Source organism: Moorena sp. SIO3B2 (assembly GCF_010692525.1).
Taxonomy (GTDB): domain Bacteria; phylum Cyanobacteriota; class Cyanobacteriia; order Cyanobacteriales; family Coleofasciculaceae; genus Moorena; species Moorena producens.
Genome location: NZ_JAAHHE010000031.1, coordinates 1 through 17,233, shown reverse-complemented (window position 1 = coordinate 17,233; position 17,233 = coordinate 1). Strand labels below are relative to the sequence as shown.

General features: G+C 43.7%; 15 protein-coding genes and 1 riboswitch. Of the genes, 10 read left to right on the top strand and 5 right to left on the bottom strand.

The window, feature by feature from the left end; all coding sequences use genetic code 11:
- Positions 1–252: 252 nt before the first annotated feature.
- The 5 genes from F6K38_RS10465 to F6K38_RS10445 all read left to right on the top strand — a co-directional run bounded on the left by F6K38_RS10465 (position 253) and on the right by F6K38_RS10445 (position 5,661).
- Positions 253–741, top strand: a complete 489-nt coding sequence (locus tag F6K38_RS10465; RefSeq protein ID WP_008182497.1) for an adenylyltransferase/cytidyltransferase family protein — start codon at positions 253–255, stop codon at positions 739–741.
- 515 nt (positions 742–1,256) lie between these two features.
- Positions 1,257–1,994 (top strand): GUN4 domain-containing protein, encoded by a 738-nt coding sequence (locus tag F6K38_RS10460; protein ID WP_044492691.1) that lies wholly within the window; start codon positions 1,257–1,259, stop codon positions 1,992–1,994.
- A 189-nt stretch (positions 1,995–2,183) separates the two neighbouring features.
- Positions 2,184–3,770: a GAF domain-containing sensor histidine kinase gene (locus F6K38_RS10455; RefSeq protein ID WP_131827202.1), complete on the top strand. Its 1,587-nt coding sequence runs from the start codon at positions 2,184–2,186 to the stop codon at positions 3,768–3,770.
- Positions 3,771–4,090: 320 nt separating this feature from the next.
- A complete protein-coding gene (locus F6K38_RS10450; protein ID WP_008182505.1) occupies positions 4,091–5,473 on the top strand; it encodes an IctB family putative bicarbonate transporter in 1,383 nt (460 codons plus the stop codon).
- Positions 5,474–5,535: 62 nt separating this feature from the next.
- Positions 5,536–5,661 (top strand): hypothetical protein, encoded by a 126-nt coding sequence (locus tag F6K38_RS10445; protein ID WP_267872018.1) that lies wholly within the window; start codon positions 5,536–5,538, stop codon positions 5,659–5,661.
- A 39-nt stretch (positions 5,662–5,700) separates the two neighbouring features.
- Here F6K38_RS10445 and smpB read toward each other — a convergent pair whose 3' ends face one another.
- The gene (smpB, locus tag F6K38_RS10440; protein WP_008182507.1) at positions 5,701–6,168 is read right to left on the bottom strand and encodes an SsrA-binding protein SmpB; all 468 of its coding nucleotides are present in this window, start codon (positions 6,166–6,168) and stop codon (positions 5,701–5,703) included.
- 140 nt (positions 6,169–6,308) lie between these two features.
- Positions 6,309–6,393, top strand: a riboswitch (Glutamine riboswitch).
- Positions 6,394–6,428: 35 nt separating this feature from the next.
- Between smpB and F6K38_RS10435 the strand changes: the two genes are divergently transcribed.
- The gene (locus F6K38_RS10435; RefSeq protein ID WP_287249983.1) at positions 6,429–6,602 is read left to right on the top strand and encodes a DUF4278 domain-containing protein; all 174 of its coding nucleotides are present in this window, start codon (positions 6,429–6,431) and stop codon (positions 6,600–6,602) included.
- Positions 6,603–7,498: 896 nt separating this feature from the next.
- On the top strand, positions 7,499–7,903 hold the full coding sequence (locus tag F6K38_RS10430) for a hypothetical protein (protein WP_008189474.1): 405 nt from the start codon (positions 7,499–7,501) through the stop codon (positions 7,901–7,903).
- Positions 7,904–7,944: 41 nt separating this feature from the next.
- On the opposite strand, the gene F6K38_RS10425 is transcribed toward F6K38_RS10430, so the two are convergent.
- From F6K38_RS10425 to F6K38_RS10415, 3 genes are read right to left on the bottom strand one after another with little or no spacing between them, the layout of a single operon-like run.
- Positions 7,945–9,135 (bottom strand): TRC40/GET3/ArsA family transport-energizing ATPase, encoded by a 1,191-nt coding sequence (locus F6K38_RS10425; protein ID WP_044495167.1) that lies wholly within the window; start codon positions 9,133–9,135, stop codon positions 7,945–7,947.
- A 38-nt stretch (positions 9,136–9,173) separates the two neighbouring features.
- Positions 9,174–9,614, bottom strand: a complete 441-nt coding sequence (locus tag F6K38_RS10420) for a C6orf136 family protein (RefSeq protein WP_008189478.1) — start codon at positions 9,612–9,614, stop codon at positions 9,174–9,176.
- A 45-nt stretch (positions 9,615–9,659) separates the two neighbouring features.
- The gene (locus F6K38_RS10415) at positions 9,660–10,499 is read right to left on the bottom strand and encodes a DUF928 domain-containing protein (RefSeq protein ID WP_008189480.1); all 840 of its coding nucleotides are present in this window, start codon (positions 10,497–10,499) and stop codon (positions 9,660–9,662) included.
- Between the two features lie 225 nt (positions 10,500–10,724).
- On the opposite strand from F6K38_RS10415, the gene F6K38_RS10410 reads away from it, so the two are divergent.
- The 3 genes from F6K38_RS10410 (at position 10,725) to F6K38_RS10400 (ending at position 16,198) form a co-directional block, all read left to right on the top strand.
- The gene (locus F6K38_RS10410; RefSeq protein WP_131827206.1) at positions 10,725–12,416 is read left to right on the top strand and encodes a transglutaminase-like domain-containing protein; all 1,692 of its coding nucleotides are present in this window, start codon (positions 10,725–10,727) and stop codon (positions 12,414–12,416) included.
- A 170-nt stretch (positions 12,417–12,586) separates the two neighbouring features.
- A complete protein-coding gene (gene hisA / locus F6K38_RS10405; protein WP_008189482.1) occupies positions 12,587–13,360 on the top strand; it encodes a 1-(5-phosphoribosyl)-5-[(5-phosphoribosylamino)methylideneamino]imidazole-4-carboxamide isomerase in 774 nt (257 codons plus the stop codon).
- Positions 13,361–13,906: 546 nt separating this feature from the next.
- Complete coding sequence (locus F6K38_RS10400) at positions 13,907–16,198, top strand: GumC family protein (protein ID WP_008189484.1); 2,292 nt, start codon at positions 13,907–13,909, stop codon at positions 16,196–16,198.
- Positions 16,199–16,281: 83 nt separating this feature from the next.
- On the opposite strand, the gene F6K38_RS10395 is transcribed toward F6K38_RS10400, so the two are convergent.
- A complete protein-coding gene (locus tag F6K38_RS10395; RefSeq protein WP_008189486.1) occupies positions 16,282–16,530 on the bottom strand; it encodes a hypothetical protein in 249 nt (82 codons plus the stop codon).
- Between the last annotated feature and the right edge of the window lie 703 nt (positions 16,531–17,233).

Genomic DNA, 17,233 nt, shown 5'->3' with positions numbered 1-17,233 from the left:
ATAATAGTATTGGTTCCTGAACTGGCCTACTAACTAAAAGCCAACAGTTACCATATATCAGAGCTTGGTAAATCTGTCAAACCCCCTGACCCTCTTGGTAAAAAATCCAATCAACATCGTAGACGGCAAATTAGAAATCAGCTCCTTCGGGGCGAGGGAGCTAGCCTTGGTAGTAGAGAAACCTACTACCGAAGTAAGTCCTTTTAACTCAGAACTCTCTGGCTGACTCACTCAGAACTATTTTCAAGTTAGATGACTGGAATTTACACTGCAGATGAATTACAACAGCTGATCACCCAGGAGTCAGAGCGATGGCGACCACTGGTATTTACTAATGGGTGTTTTGATCTACTACACATTGGTCATGTCCGTTACTTAAAGATTGCCAAATCCTTGGGTTCGTCTCTAGTGGTCGGGCTAAATAGTGATCAATCAGTAAACCGCATTAAACCATCACAGCCAGGATATCCTTCCCGACCACTGGTTCCTGAAATACAGAGGGCAGAAATTCTGGCAACTCTCAAACCCGTAGATGGGGTAGTGATTTTTGCTGAAACCACAGCTAATCGTTTAATTGAAGCACTGCAACCAGAGGTGTACGTTAAAGGGGGTGACTACACTTTATCCACTTTACCAGAAGCCAAAATTGTTCAATCCTACGGGGGGCGGATTGAGTTAGTCCAGGTTGAATTTCCTACCTCCACTACTCAAATCATTAACCGCATTCTTCAGGCTCGATAAGCAGGTGAGAATAGAGAATGGTTGAAATTTGGTAAGTTGTTGTGCTTGTAAATTGATTATTTGTCAATTTTGGAAAAAACTTTTTATACCCTCGGATGTTGTCTCTCCCTCACCGGTATCTCCCTATCTACTTCAGTATAGGCTGGCTTACATTAGGCATGATAGCACGCTTACATTAGGTACTAAGCACGCTTAAACACTTACACGCTTAACTATTAACCATTAACCAAAGCCAACACCTAACCCATAACCCCTAACAATTAACCTGCAAGTTAATTGTTCCACCAGGTTATGAGTGAAGCACCGCTACAGACAATTGACGGACTAGGCTCGGTGAAATTTTGGCACAAGTTCTTGATCGTAAAAGGTTTAAGCTTAGACAATTATAAGCTTTAAGGTTGTATACAAGCGGTTCCTTGCCGTAGTCTAGGTTAAAAGCATCAACTTGCTTGACTCTCGACTTTAAAAGCTATCACATTCAACCTTCTTGAGTGCAACCTCAAACCCTACCCTTCATGAGCGATCAAACGGCCCGGTTCCCAGCAGAAGTCTCTAACACAGTTGCCGAACTCCAGCGCCAGCTAAAGTCTAGTTCTGAAAAAAAACAACAGGCTTTGATTCAGGAACTTGCCAGCACTGGCACTGCCGGGTTAGACGTGTTAATGGAATTTTTACAGGAGCAACATGCCAACCCGACTATCCTCAGTGCTGGTTTTGCCTATCAAGCCCTCCATCAAGCCAATATGCCCAAAACCAATGAATTTCTGCAAACTTATTTTCCTACTGGGGTTGTACCCCTACGTTCTGAAGCAGGCATTGATTACACACCCGTGCAACAGCTGCTAGTTAAACAAGACTTTCTCGCAGCTGACCGTCTTACTCTCGAAAAACTCTGTGAGTTAGCAGGAGCTGCTGCTGTACAGAGAAGATGGCTGTATTTTTCGGAAGTAGACAATTTCCCGATTACGGATTTGCAAACTATTGATATCTTGTGGGTTATTCACTCTCAAGGCAAATTTGGATTTTCTGTGCAGCGGGAGCTTTGGTTGTCTTTAGGCAAGAACTGGGAAAAACTTTGGCCAAAAATTGGTTGGAAAACTGGCAATCGCTGGACCCGATATCCCCATGAGTTTATCTGGGATCTCAGTGCACCAAAAGGTCATTTGCCTCTTTCGAATCAGCTCAGAGGTGTTCGGGTATTTTCCTCTTTGCTTTCTCATCCAGCTTGGTCTACTCAGACATCACTCCCATAAGCGGTCAGGAACGAAACAACCGCAAAAATGCTTCTGATACCAAAAAAAATGGCATTATTTAAGCATTTATTTTCCTGAGAATTTGTTTACTTCACTACTCTATCTGGGAACCTTAAGTGTTGTGGGTAGCACTACAGTAGCCAGTGGACTGTGGTGCTACCAAAGGTAACCATGGGGAATGGGTTGGTTATGGCAAAAGAAAATCAAATTTTTTGTACTTTGGATGGTTTGACTGCTAAAGAACGGAAAAAAAAACGACTGAAAACTCTTCGGGATTTAGGTCTACTCGAAGCAGAAACAGTACCAGTTTTCGACGAGGCAACTCAGACTACTGCCAGATTTTTAGATGTGCCTATCTGCATTTTGGGCTTTATGGTACAAACGCAACAGCACATCAAATCAGCTGTGGGATTATCTAGAATCGGGCTAATGAATCGAGTGGCACAGTCCCGTCAGTTGCCCCGTAGTGAATGCTTTTGTAGCTATGTAGTAGATAGTCATCAAATGTTGGCGATTAATGATACAGTCGCCAACCCTGTCTTTGCTAGTAGTGTACTGGTTCACCACTACGGTATCCGTTCTTACTTAGGTGCACCACTGTTAACTGCTGACGGAGAGTGTTTAGGTACCCTAGCAGTTATGGATTTAGTACCTCGCAATTTTACCACCAAAGATTATGAGTTTTTGGCAATTACCGCTCGCTGGAGTCTCAGTGAATTTGAGCGGAATCATTTTTTGAAAAAAGAGCGTGACCGCTTTGTTAACTGGCTAACTAACTCTTCAACAGAGCCTCAGCACTCTCAGGAAGTCGAGTCTGATCGCCAAACTTCTAGCCCTAGGAATGTCTCTCTAGATGGGATAGCTGGTTTTAACTCAGTTCACACCATTAAGTACAAATTACTAACTCAGCTGACACAGGAATTGCGCACACCTCTAACATCGATTATGGGAATGGCTAGTGTATTAAGTCGCCAAGTTTATGGGTCTTTGACTGATAAACAAAAAGAATATCTAGAAATTGTTTATTGCAGTGGTCGTCAGCTGGTCTTGATGGTTGATGAAATTCTTTGCTTGGGGATTTTTGATGAAAACAGCGAACAACTAAATTTAACTGCTGTAGATATTGAAATGCTCTGTCAACAAGCAATGAACAATTTAGCACAGATAGCCCAGCAACATCGACAAAAGTTGCATCTATCTGTAGAGCCAGGTAATCGCATCTGGTTTCTGGATAAAGAAAAGGTACGACAAATGCTATATTACCTCATATTCAGTGTGATTTACTCGGCTGAGGCAGGGGGTGAAGTACGCATCCATGTCTCTCGAAAAACTGATTTGGAGAGGGCTAATGTCGTGTCTTTGAAAATCGCGGTTTGGGTTTCTCACCCCTGGCTCGGAGATGGTCTACCTCAGATGTACGGACAAATTTATGAGTTACCGTTACAATCCCCCTCAGCAGCAGCAGCGGTTGCTAATGCTTTAGAAACCCCATTCATCACTGAAGCACTGGGAATAAGTGAACTACCTTCGAGTTCAAACTTCCTCTGTGACAATCAGTTTTTATCCAGTTCTTTTGATCCAGAAACTACTAGTTGGGGTTCTGAATCGGAAAAAAGACCTCAGAATAGTGAATCTCGTGAAAGTTTAGGGCTATTACTAAGCTGCCATTTAGCTAAACGCCATAGAGGAAAAATTTCTGTTCAAGGTTTGCCAGAGTTAGGGTATCGGTACGTGATTACTTTACCGCAATTAGAGTCTCCTGATCAAAACTGTTAAACCACTGTTCCGATTCATTGACTCATATGTTAAACTAATCTAGGCAACGGTACTGTCAAGGTGATCTAGCCATCAGACCTAGACCGTATTTATCAAAAAAACTCATAAATAGAAGACTAACGGCTGATAAAGGTTGCTCAGTTAATAAATTATTTAATTTTGCTTAGTCTTTCTGAAGTGGTCGATAGCAAAAGTGCTAAAGACCCCCTGAGAACGCCAGCTTTTCGGGAAGCGTCGAAAAGTTTTTTAGTATTTGGTGAAGGAATCCTGATATAAAATCAAAGATTATAGATGAGGTGGGTTCAAATAAAAAATAGACAATGAATTCAGCATGGGCTAAGTTTACTCTTTCAAATTTACAGCTGTATCGGTGGCGAGGCACTAGCTATTTGTATCGCCTGGTAGGACTCCTAGATGCTTGGCGTCAGAGTAGCTTGCTCCTACAGTGGTCTGACCCAATAGGAGCGATGATAGTTGCTCTGGTGTTAAGTTTAGCTCCTTTTGTTTCCAATGCTCTAGTAGGCATCTTGTTAATTGCAAGTGCAGGGTTATGGGTATTGCTAACCTTATCCGATGATATAGGAAAGCCGAAGGTAAGCCCCATTCATCTGTTAGTTTTTTTGTACTGGAGTGTTGCCACTATAGCCACCGCACTCTCTCCGGTGAAAGGGGCTGCCTCTAGTGGTTTGGTAAAATTAACCCTTTATTTGTTCTTTTTTGCCCTGATGGCAAGGGTATTACGTTCTCGTCCCCTTCGTAGCTGGATTATTACCCTCTTTCTCCATATCTCACTAATTGTCAGTATTTACGGCTTGCGGCAGTGGTTTTTTGGGGCTGAAGCATTAGCTACCTGGGTAGACCCCACTTCAGCAGCAGCAAAACTGACGCGGGTTTATAGTTATCTGGGCAACCCGAATTTACTAGCTGGTTATCTGATCCCAGCAGTAGCATTGAGTTTGGCAGCAGTATTTGTCTGGCAGGGTTTGCTCCCCAAAGCCTTAGCACTGACGATGGTAGTCGTGAATTCAATTTGTCTAGTGCTAACCTTTAGTCGGGGTGGATGGATTGGTTTTGTTGTTTGTATTTTCGTCTTCTTGATCCTGCTGGTGTATTGGTACAGTGTGCAGTTGCCCCCTAAATTACGCCCTTGGGCAATGCCAGCACTATTAAGCAGTTGTGCTGGGGTGATGCTTCTCGCCGTCATGTTTGTTCCAGCTATACGCGATCGCATTGCTAGTATTTTTGTTGGTCGGGAAGATAGTAGTAACAACTTCCGCATGAATGTTTGGTCTGCGGTGATGGACATGATTCGTGACCGACCCATCATTGGCATTGGTCCAGGTAACAACGCCTTCAACAAAATCTATCCCCTTTTCCAACGCCCCAAATATACCGCCCTCAGTGCCTATTCCATTTTCCTAGAAACTGCCGTAGAAATGGGTTTGATCGGGATGTTATGTTTCCTTTGGTTGCTGATAGTCACCTTCAACCAAGGCATGCAACAACTGAGTCGTCTGAGAAATTTAGCGAACCGTCAGGGATTTTGGCTGATGGGAGCCATTGCCACCATGTCAGGAATGCTCGCCCATGGTCTGGTAGATACCGTTTGGTACCGTCCTCAAGTGCAGACCCTATGGTGGCTAGTCGTCGCCATTATTGCCAGTTTCTATGTCAATCCAAATTCTGACCCGTCAAAAGTTTAAAGTTTGCAGGTTGCTTTGCAGGTTGCAGGTTACAAGTTACCAAGTTACAGGTTGCTAGTTTTGTGCTGACCAAACAACCTTCAACCTACCCTACGGGAACGCCAAGAGCGAACAACCTTCAACCTTCAACCTACCAACCTTCAACCTTCAACCTTCAACCTTCAACCTTCAACCTACCAACCAACTAACCAACCTTGGCCTTTCGGCCACGCGATCGCGTTCAACCTTCAATAACGTTTAATAGCCCTTGCCATATCTCGCTGATCCTGACGCCTCTTGATCGTCTCCCGCTTATCATGGAGCTTTTTCCCTCTGCCCAAACCAATGCTGACTTTAACCAAGCCGCGCTTCAAATAAATCTTTAAGGGGACAAGGGTTAAACCTTGCTGTTCTAATTTACCGGTGAGCTTATTGATTTCCTTACGGTGCAGCAGTAGTTTTCGGCTGCGACGGGGGTCATGATTAAAATATTCGTTGATATTTTGGTACGGAGAGATATGGACATTGAGCAGCCAGGCTTCCCCACCACGAATCAACCCATAGCCATCCCGCAAGTTGACCTTGCCAACTCGGATAGACTTCACCTCCGTTCCCTTTAACTCAATCCCAGCCTCGTAAGTCTCTAAAATTTCGTAGCGGAAACGAGCTTGTCGATTATCACTAATAACTTTATAACTTTCACCTTTATCACTCATAGTGTTGCCACTCCCACAGGCTTGCAGTTATCTAACTCTAGCGCCTGAGGTTAGAACTGGCGACAACGCGAAACTATTAACTTTTATGAAGATATTGACATTTACCTGAAAAACGGTAAAAATAGATACAGAAACATAAAATCGTTCATCTCTTCATGAATTAACCATAGGTGAGCAAGCTTCATGGAGAGACGGAAGTAAGGATGAATCCTGAAGGAACGCGCCTCTTATCACTACACTCACATTATGAGGCGAAGACTATGAAACTTTCTTATCGCGGTGTTAGCTACCAACACCATCCTTGCGAAGTTTCCACCACAGCAGTTGACTTTGCTGGCAAGTACCGGGGACTGAATTACCGATTGGGTAGTGCCCATCCTTTAACACTTGTGCAAGACAAAGTCAACCTCAAATATCGTGGCGTTTCTTATTAAGTGACATACTCCCACACTGACCTATCGGTTCAGTGTGGGCTTCTTGCCAACTCCGCCCATTGGTTAGGATACAAGGCCGTAGGCCACGCGGGGCGCGTTCGGCAAGCTTTATTAACGATACGGTCAGAAGTTACCGCAAGAATAGGGCAGCCTTTATGGTTAGTCGGCTATGGGTAAAGAGTTAAAACTTTATGATTAAGGCAAGAGACGAAACCTTAGATCAGGTCGCCTTTATAACAATAGTTTTAAACCTTTTCTGCATAACCTACAACCCAAAAAGGCGACCTGATCTTACGGTAACTTCAAACCCTATTCTAAGGTTTCGTCTCCGGGATGCCCCGACCCACCGGAACCATACAAAAAAGTTCAATTTTGAGGCACGTAGGTGGCGGTTAGCTCTTAATTTGTCTTCCCTACTATTTTCATTATAGCATTTTTCAACCTATGCAATACAGTTCCTGTCCGCTCTTTAGCCTCACACTCATGGGGTAGCATTGAGATGTGAGGCTAAAGAGCGGATGAAGCTAAATATTAGCTCAGTATTCTAGCCTACAAACAAGGTGTCTCTAAACTTATAGCCAGTGGTGGCGATATGCCCTAGGCATTTGCCCTATAAGCAATCACTCTCTTGGTGCGGGTTCTCTACTGCTTTTAACAAGCGCTGGGTTCCACCCCATGTTTCATTTGGCTTCCTGATGGGGTGACAACCCAGTTGGATAGATAAGTAATAGATGCACCCTGACTAATTCCCTCAGCTAAGAGCAGAGTATATCCTCTGTAAGTGGCTGAGGTTTTTTTGTGTTGATATCAGTTTTTACAAAAGATTTATGATATAAATATTTATAATAGTTAACATTAAATAACAATAGACTACCTAGAGGCAGGAAAAATTAACTATGGGACTCTTAGGCAATTTGTTCAACTCTCAGACCAAGTACGTTGATGAAGACAGCCAGGACATGGAACAGTCCATAGAAGCTAACCAGTCCCAAGAGTATTTCTTGGACACAGATGAAGCAAAGACCATGGGAAACATTGACTACATGCGCACCCCTGTTAAGGTCAAGAAATCCTTTCCCAAGACCAAGACTGCTGTTTTAAGCGGTGAAGTGGTAGAGCAGACCTCCGCTACGGATAAAGTCACCCTTTCCCAAAATCAGACACCTATGGCCACTTCTGAGACTGCTTCCCAGTCTGGAACTAAATTAGAACAAAACGGTCAGGTAAGCTCTCAACCCCGTCGCCCTGACTCAAGCCTGGATCCGTTCCTCAAAATGGCTCAGGAGCTCAGAAAGGGTTAATTTACTGCTGTGTAGATTGACTCCAACTCTACAGGGCTTGATCAGATATTAACTGCACCAGCGGCAAATTTGATTTTGAGATAATCCTCTTCCATCTTGGCTCCTGAAGGTTTCAGGGCAGCTAAAGCTTGGGGGAGGACTAAATTGCGGCGATGGTTACCAATGCGAACATTCAATTCATCTCCTGTTTGAGTAAGCTGTATTTTGTCTTTGGGGATACCAGGTAGGTACAGTTCTAGGCTGTACTCATTTTTATGCTGTATTACTCTAATGGTGTTTTCTTGGTAATACACTTGAGTGGGATCTTCTGAACCATACAGAGTTTCTTTGAGACGCTCCAACGCTTCAATACCGCACATCTCTTGGGAATAGAGGGGAACTTCTTTAATGGGTAAAGGCCGGAAATTGTCGTGAATTTCTTGGCGGTACTGTTGCTGATTTTCTTTCCAGCGTTGGAAAAATGGGTCAGTTACTTGGTCAGGAATAATCCGATTGGCAACAACTAGATCAGTGGCAACGTTGTATAGGCTTAAGTAAGCATGAGCTCGTAAGGACTCCTTAATCACCATTCTCTCAGGATTAGTAACCAGACGCACTGATGTTTGTTGGTTGTCAGTGAGTACCTTCTCTAGGGCTTCAATTTGTTCATAAAACTCATAGGGAGCATCCATGACCTCTTTATCTGGTAAAGAAAAGCCAGCAATGGGTTTGAATAACGGTTCAACCAAAGGTCTCAGAGCAACTGACATACTTTGTAGTGGCTTATAAAAACGGCGCATATACCAGCCACTGACTTCTGGTAAGCTCAGTAACCGTAGCGCAGTACCAGTGGGAGCTGAGTCAATAACCAGAACATCGAACTCGTCTTCATCGTAGTGACGTTTCATGCGGACGAGACCGAAAATTTCATCCATACCAGGAAGAACGGCTAATTCTTCTGCCTGTACCCCATCTAAGCCCCTAGCTTGCAGCACTTGGGTAATGTAACGCTTAACCGCTCCCCAGTTTCCTTCCAATTCCATCAGAGCGTCAAGTTCTGCTCCCCAAAGGTTGGGGCGAACTAATCGGGGGTCGTGACTGAGTTCAATATCAAAACTATCTGCTAGGGAGTGAGCTGGGTCAGTACTCAGAACTAGGGTTTTGTAGCCTAACTCGGCGCAACGCAAGCCAGTAGCAGCGGCTACAGAGGTTTTTCCTACTCCTCCTTTACCGGTCATCAAAATTACGCGCATGGTATGCTCCAGCTGTTCTGAGAAAAGTTTAGATTTATTTACTTTACATTACTGTACAAAAGCTGCTTAAGTACGTCCAGGCGTGAACAGTCCCAATAATCTATATGAGAAACAATTAATCCCTCAGCATTCAGCTTTAACTCGCTCCAGCCAGGAATAGTCATTCGCGGTTTCCAGGGTAATGGCGTAGTCCAGCTCAGAGTCCAGCGGGTTTTTATTGTATCTCCTGACTGGGAAATGTTTTGCAAATCTAGATGGGGCTCAAGGAACCAGCGATTGATAAAGGCAATCATTTGTTTGTAACGCTCAAGCCCGCGAAACTGGTTGAGGGGGTCTTTAAAATAGACGTCTGAGGCGTAGATGCTATAAGTTTGGTCAGCTGGGAACCTTTGATAGTCTTGTTGGATAATTTGGGCTATGGACTGACGAATCTCTTGTCGGTCACGGTCTTCAGTGTTATTATACCGATTTGTATTCATACGTTGTATTCATACAGGTATTAATAACCTAATATATTTCGTTATTTAGTTGTGAGTCGTACTGGCATGTTCAAACAAGGCTTTTTCAGCAATTGCACCTAACCCGACCGAATCCAGAAGTTTGTTCCAAGCTTCTGCCAAGTTCTCGTCATTGGGGCGCTGCCTTCGCAATTCTACCAGAGTCGTTAATGTTTCGTACCAAAGCCGATCATTTGCGTAGATCACAACACGCTGTTGGGGGGTTGCTTGTTTTAAACGCTCCGCTAGGTTTGGAGCTTCTTCAACTCGCTTGACCCCACCATCAATATAGATATTGTTTGACGAGTCGCCGGGATCAATCAATCTTACCTGCCAGTCATAGTTCTGATTAACTTCTAAGGGAGGTAGGTTAACAAAGGTAGGAAGCGTTATACTCCTAATTCCATGATTTACCGTATCCGGTAAGGGATACTTGACTGAGTAAACCTCCTTTTCATAGGCATCTTTCAGCACAAACTTTAAATATAGCCCTGATGCTGATTCTATACAGGGCATATACCAAGAGAAAGTGGGGTATTCAGCAACCGTTGTTCCCATCCCAGAACTGGGAACCAACGCTACAGGATTTTTCAGGTTTGATTTCTGGCATTTGGTAGCCTTAGTTCCTCCAGGACCCCTAGTTCCTCCAGGACGTCCGAGATCAGAGGGTGTACCATTTCCGTCGTCTGAAGGTGGATCATATTCAGATAAATAACTTTCCCAGTGGTTCGGTATCTTCTCAATCAGTTCCCTGCCTAGGGAAGAACTCGCCTGAGCTTGTACCTGGGCTGGAAGATTGACTGCCAGACTGAAAGCCAAAGCAACCGTTAAGAGCGTAAATTTTGATGAACGTGTTAACCAAGCCATGATAAAACTATTCCCTGGTAGAGCCAAGTTTCTCTTAAGTAAGCAGGATAAGTAACAAGTATGGCATAACAACAGCCCTTCGAGGCACCCGTAACCCCTATAAGAGGATCAGGTTTTCATACCTTACCTGCCTCATTTTAACAATAACTTCAGGTATTTGAGACATCGCCACTATAAGCTTATAATCTTGTCGAAATCTTCATCTGTTCTTCATCTGATTTACTCATGATTATGAATTCAGCTTCATTTTTGAAAGAGCGACAAAAATTCGACAAAACTATCAGACCAATTGGAGCATATGCCTTGCAAGGTATAGCATTTTGGAGAGAAAAAATAATTGCTATCGACTCGATAAAGGGCTATCTCTTAGAAATTGATCCCTTCACAGATAACACAAGGATTTTGAATCCAGAACGGGACTCAGATTTGGTCGGTGTGAGTGGTTTAGCCCTGGCAGGAGAAACCCTATGGTTAACGCTACAAGATAGTGTCTATTTTTGCCATATCAATGATAATTTAACCCTACAACACTTTGTTGATTTGCCTTACACCGCTAACGGAATCGCTGTTAAAGATTCAACTGTTTATGTTACCTGTAAAAAAGTTGGATATATTATTATTTATAGCAGCAATACAGGTCATGATATTACCCGGTTGCGTTCTCCCGGAGTTGGCATTGAACATATAACAATCCGCGATGAAGAACTGTGGGTATCGGATGACCAAGAACAGACAGTTTACTGTCTTGATCGAGCAACTGGCGAAATTCAGTTCAGTGTACTCACCCCCTTTGAAAATCCTACTGGCTTAGCGTTTTGTACTGACCCCCAGACGGGAGACGATACCCTCTATGTTGCTTATGCAACTGAGGAGGCTTACATCCGGGATAACCCTAACGCTGATCCTAATTATGAATTGCAGTATCGCGATCGCACTTTTATTCATCCGTTACACTTTACCTACAATCCGGAAGGTCGCTATGCACTCTCCAATGGCTATTTAATCGAAATGTCCTATGTCGAGGAACTTGACCCCCTCAAGGATATCGAGTTGAATGATTTGGAATGGCGAATTGCCTTGCCATCGGAAACTGACCGACAAAAGGTCTCAAAAGTCGAACCTGTGGGTATACCCTTTACTATAGACGTTCAAGATGGTCAGCAAGTTGCCGTTTTTAAGTTTGACAACCTCAAGCCAGGGGAACGCCATATCTTTGGTTGGAAGGCACTCCTAGAAGTCTGGAGTATCAAGTACCGCCTGACACCACGGGATATGGAGGGGTTGCCTGAGTTACCGCCAGAATTTCAGAACCGTTATTTGGTCGATGATGACAAGTTAGCCATGGATACAGAAATCATCCGCCGTTCGGCTAAAGAAGCAATTGGTAGCGAAACGAATCTGTTGCGGCAAATCTACAGTATTCGCAATTATGTCTACGACAAACTTTCCTACCACGTGACCCCTAAAATAGATACTCCAGACATTGTGCTACGAAGGGGTGTGGGGTCTTGCGGGGAGTATTTGGGAGTATTGCTAGCTTTGGCACGCCTTAATGGGATCGCGTGCCGCACTGTTGGTCGTTACAAATGCCCTCCCCATCCTGACCAAATCGGTATTCCTTTGGTACCAGATTTTAATCATGTTTGGATGGAATTTTATATCCCAGGAATCGGCTGGCTACCCATGGAATCCAGTGCTGATGATACGGTTGAAGGGGGTCCTTATCCCACTCGGTTTTTGATGGGTCTTGCCTGGTACCATATAGAGATCGGTAAAGGAATTAAGTTTGAAATCCTGAAGAGCCAAGGGGTGCCTGTGAAAAAGGAAGATATTTCCATTGGTGAGTTAGCCATTAATCATGTGCGGTTTAAGATTGTGGCAGAATTGCCCAGTGGTAGTGCTTCAATCGAACAATAAGGACTACTGCTGGCAAGGGTAGCCGGAAAGAAGTGGGTTGGAGGGGATCTAAGACCAAATCAAGGACGTAACTCCTAGACTTGGGCTACCCCCGTGATTTCAGAAGCGTACACCATACCTGCTGGGATTGGTGTGCGGTAGTTCACTATAGGTTAGGGGGAAATTGAGTCATGGATGTTATTCCAGCTATAGACTTACTTGAAGAAAAATGTGTGCGGTTAGTCCAGGGAGACTACCAGCGTGCGCAAGTATTTAACGATAACCCAGTCGAGGTAGCGAAACAATGGGTTGAACAAGGTGCATCACGGCTGCATGTGGTTGATTTGGATGGCGCAAAACTGGGTACGCCAGTGAACACTAAGGCAATCGAAGCAATTGTGCAGGCGGTACCTGTGCCAGTGCAAGTCGGTGGTGGATTACGCTCCCGCTCCGGAGTGACTCAACTGTTGACTCTAGGCGTCGATAGAGTCATTATAGGGACGGCAGCGGTGGAAGACCCTTCCCTAGTAGAACAGCTTTGCACTAAATTCCCAGGGAAGATTGTAGTTGGTATTGATGCTCGTCAGGGATGGGTGGCCACTCACGGTTGGTTAGAAACCTCAGAAATTGCAGCAATTGACCTAGCTGAGCAAATGACTCAGCTGGGAGTAACTACGATTATTTACACCGACATTCACCGGGATGGAACTCTGTCTGGACCAAACCTAGACGCTCTAAGAGAACTAGCAAGCCATATCTCGATCCCCGTGATTGCTTCTGGGGGTGTCAGTTCAATCACTGACCTATTGAGTCTACTGACCCTCGAACCTCTAGGGGTTAGGGGTGTAATTGTTGGTCGTGCGCTTTACACCGGAGATATGTCTCTCAAAGAAGCTATTCAAGCAGTCGGTCCTGGAAGGTTACAAGATATCCCTCTAGATATGGGCTTTTCTAGCTTTGGTTGATCACTCGTCAATGGAAAAATGGAAAATTGATCTGATTCGAGCCAAATACCCCATGATCAGTTTTTCATTCTCAGGGGTAATATTTTAAGATAATAATTTGTCTAATTGCTTCCTGATTACACTGTAAAAGTTTAGTAAAGGGGGAAAGGGCAAGGAATTCCAACCATTGACCTTTTCCTTTTTATATTTATAACTGAAATTAAAGACAATACTACTAAACTCAATTGCCTTCTTCAAGTGTTATTTAGCTAGGCAGGAGGACAAGGTAATGGGGAGATAGGTAGATAGTGCTACCTATGAATGTAACTTGGTACCAGTAAACACCATTCCCCTAACTTAACCATTCCTTCATTTTATCCGGATATTTGATAAGTTTTGCGTAAAATTTTCCAGTTCTAGTGTCAAAAACTAGTTTGTTAACACAAACTAACTACAGAGCTGATGGTTAGTGGCAACTACTGAAGGTATGATAGGGGAGCGATTAGCCATAGGTTCAGTTACTCTTGAACATAACTTAAACCAATAAATAAAAAGGCACATATAGAGATGGGCAATAAATCAGAGCTTTTCCCACAGGGGAATGGTAAATATATCCACTCACAGCCCGTCATCTACCACACTAGAAACTCAAAATACTATCAGGATGGGCGTAAGCTAGAGGAGATTTGGACGATCATACGGCGTCGCTTTTTAGTGGCTGCTGGTGTAGCAATTACGATAACAGCTAGTATTTTTGTATGGACCTCTAATCAGAAACCTCTGTATGAAGGCAAGTTCCGGCTGCGTCTGGAGCCTCTGACAGCACAGGATCATGAAAATCAATCGATACCAGGTTTTGAAACCTTGGCTTATAAAACCCAAATGCTGGTACTGCGTAGTGAAAAACTCATCACTCCCGTGATTGAGGAAATAAACAAGCGCTATGGCAAAACTAGCTACAAGTCTTTAGTCAAGAATAATCACCTGAGGATCAAACATATTGAAGGAACTAGTGTCTTAGAAGTTCGTTACCGGGATAGTGATCCTCAAAAAGTTCACTTTGTTTTAAAGCAGCTTGCCGATAATTATATCAAGTACTCCCGCCAACAAGAAGCAAGTTACCATCATAAGGACCTTGAGCTAGCAAATAGAGAGTTGCCTCAAGTACGCCAAGAAGTAGACAGACTGGAGGAAGAACTGCTGAAGTTGGAGCTAGGGTACAAGTTGATCGATTATGATAATCAAAAACAGCAGCTTTCAACTCAGATTAGCCAGATTAAGCAACAGCAATTAGATACTCACATCCAGCTTAAGGAAGCTCAGTCCTTCTACCAGATCATCTCTCAAAAGCTAGGACTGTCATCAAATCAGGTCAAGGACTCTCGCGCCTCGGAGTTAGCTCTGGCTCAAGTGAATTTGGCTGAAAACCCTTACTACCAAAAGATGCTCAACCACCTAGAAGAGGTTGAGGCTGAGATCGCTATCGAGTCAAGCCGCTATACTCCAGACAGTCCAACCATCAAGACCCTACAGCAGCAAAAGTATAATTTCTTATCCCTGTTACGCTCTGAAGCTGAACAGGTACTAGGGATCAAACTAACAAATACAGATGTTCCTAAGATATCACCCAATTCAATTCACCAGCAGCTCACTCAACAACTGGTAGATCGGAGCATCCAAATATCAGTTTTGCAAGCACGACAACAAGCTCTTGCTGAGGAAGAAGAAAGTCTTGAGCAAGACATGAAACAGATGTTGGTGATAGATCCAACCTACACCAGTTTACGGCAAAAACTTAGAGATAAAACCCAACGATTAGACACTCTGTTGGAGCTTAAGGAAAGCTTCCAGCCTTATTCTTGGGAACTTATTCTCAAACCCAAACAGCCTCAATATCCGATTCCGCAACATCAGGAACTTCAGATTATTTTGGGAGCGATCGCAGGTATATTACTGGGTGCAGGAACAGGGTGGTTGATGGAGCGCTTAGACCATGTGTTCCACTCTCCCGACGAACTTAAACATCATACCCAATTGCCTCTTCTTGGTGTTATTCCTTACCATCCAGCACTTAAGGCAACCAAGTCATCAAGCTGCAAAGGTATACCTTTTGTTCCAAGCTTCCCTAAGAATCAGAAAAATAACTCAACGCCAAAACTGCAGCAAGCTTCTCCCTTTTTAGAGGCGTTTCGGTTCCTCCATCGCAATATTGGCTTACTCGGCTGCGATAAGCCAATCCAATCTATTGTGATTAGCTCAGCTAGACCAGCAGACGGTAAATCTACCGTTGCTGTCCACCTAGCTATAGTGGCTGCTGCTATGGGTCGGCGGGTGCTACTGGTGGATACAGATCTGCGCCGTCCCCGGGTACATAAAATTTTTGGTTTGAACAATCAACTTGGTTTGAGTGACGTCCTTAGTAAGGGGATCAAAGCTAACCGAGCCATCCAGCAAGTGCCCCTGTGGGATCATCTTCATGTGCTAACTGCTGGTTCCCCAGCACATGATCCGATTCGGTTACTATCTGCGCCAAAGATGGGAACTTTGATGGAGCATTTTAATGCTGTTTTTGATTTAGTTATTTATGATACACCTCCCGTGATCGGACTTGCCGATAGCCGCCTTCTAGCAGCTAACACGGATGGTATGGTCTTCGTAGGCAGATTAAACAAGACTGACCGCTCAGTTCTAATGCAAGCCTTGGATGAACTCAAAACCTCTAGGACTAATCTTTTAGGTATTGTTGCTAATGATGTTGAGAACTACGCAACTAGCTCCTATTATCACCATCAGGACTACTATACAACCGATTCAGCAACCATGAAGGTGAAAAAGCTTCTAGATCAGAACATGAGATGATATGAAGTCCAGTTAATAACTTTTAATATGCTTGATTGCTTTTTGTTAATGGTTAATGGTTAATTGACCATTAATCATTATAGTTAGTGATCAGTAGCTGGGGATGAAAATACGTATGTTAACAGGACTAGCATCACCCTTGACACCATCAAGGTTAGTGTGAACAGGACTAGGGAAACCTCGACAGTTAAGCGTAACCGTTTACCCTTACGATACAAACGTTTATCCGCTACAGGGTGAGCAGTTTTAGAAAAGAGTGTTAATGGTTGATGAGGCTGATAAGGATTCCAGAATACATGGGCACCTAAATTCTGATCGGCACAGGGTTTCATAGTTCAAAATTCGAGGTAGTGTGTTGAGAGCGAACCAGCGTTTACGCCCTGTGGTGTAAACGTTAGTAGTAAAACTGAGATAGTTCCTGTCTCAGTCTTGATAGTGATGCTCAACCCTGTCCAAATTGCTTTGGACGGGCTTGTCGTATTCAACCAAGGCTTACGTATTTGTTTTAGAGTAATGCGAGAGGCAGAGAAGGGGGTAGAGGGGGAGGAAGATGATTTTGTTTGGTTATTTTGTCTTTCTTCCAAGTCCACCTTGTCTTCCTTGTCTTCCTTTTCCTGTATTAGATACAGAGCAATGGTTTAGCCCTGGGATAGGTAGGGTTTTGATGGCTGAATTTGGTAATGCCTGCTACAATATAAGAATTGACTTTAACAACAATTTAGGGCATCTAATTAAAATCTTGAACCCAGTCGTTTCAGATAAGTTGAGGGGTTTGACCCCCTAATTGATTGAGTTTTGTTATTTGGGTTAGCTTGATTGGGTGAAAAAGGGGATGCGATCGCGTAGCGGCTCTGTAAGAGCATCGCTTTTTAAAGTGATGATGAAAATCAAGAGTTAGTGTCATACCACTGGGGGGGCGACGAAAATAGTTATAAAGCAGACAGGACAAGCGATTTAGCTCTCATTCCTCGTAAATAATACTTCCATTTATTACGATTAAGTCTCATTAATTCTCGTACTAAATTAATACACTCA

Coding starts and splice junctions, on each gene's coding strand:
- F6K38_RS10400 (WP_008189484.1), top strand. CDS start 13,907: ATGGGCAATAAATCAGAGCTTTTCCCACAGGGGAATGGTAAATATATC.
- F6K38_RS10420 (WP_008189478.1), bottom strand. CDS start 9,614: ATGAATACAAATCGGTATAATAACACTGAAGACCGTGACCGACAAGAG.
- F6K38_RS10425 (WP_044495167.1), bottom strand. CDS start 9,135: ATGCGCGTAATTTTGATGACCGGTAAAGGAGGAGTAGGAAAAACCTCT.
- F6K38_RS10450 (WP_008182505.1), top strand. CDS start 4,091: ATGAATTCAGCATGGGCTAAGTTTACTCTTTCAAATTTACAGCTGTAT.
- F6K38_RS10395 (WP_008189486.1), bottom strand. CDS start 16,530: ATGAAACCCTGTGCCGATCAGAATTTAGGTGCCCATGTATTCTGGAAT.
- F6K38_RS10415 (WP_008189480.1), bottom strand. CDS start 10,499: ATGGCTTGGTTAACACGTTCATCAAAATTTACGCTCTTAACGGTTGCT.
- F6K38_RS10455 (WP_131827202.1), top strand. CDS start 2,184: ATGGCAAAAGAAAATCAAATTTTTTGTACTTTGGATGGTTTGACTGCT.
- F6K38_RS10410 (WP_131827206.1), top strand. CDS start 10,725: ATGATTATGAATTCAGCTTCATTTTTGAAAGAGCGACAAAAATTCGAC.
- F6K38_RS10460 (WP_044492691.1), top strand. CDS start 1,257: ATGAGCGATCAAACGGCCCGGTTCCCAGCAGAAGTCTCTAACACAGTT.
- hisA (WP_008189482.1), top strand. CDS start 12,587: ATGGATGTTATTCCAGCTATAGACTTACTTGAAGAAAAATGTGTGCGG.
- smpB (WP_008182507.1), bottom strand. CDS start 6,168: ATGAGTGATAAAGGTGAAAGTTATAAAGTTATTAGTGATAATCGACAA.
- F6K38_RS10435 (WP_287249983.1), top strand. CDS start 6,429: ATGAAACTTTCTTATCGCGGTGTTAGCTACCAACACCATCCTTGCGAA.
- F6K38_RS10465 (WP_008182497.1), top strand. CDS start 253: ATGACTGGAATTTACACTGCAGATGAATTACAACAGCTGATCACCCAG.
- F6K38_RS10430 (WP_008189474.1), top strand. CDS start 7,499: ATGGGACTCTTAGGCAATTTGTTCAACTCTCAGACCAAGTACGTTGAT.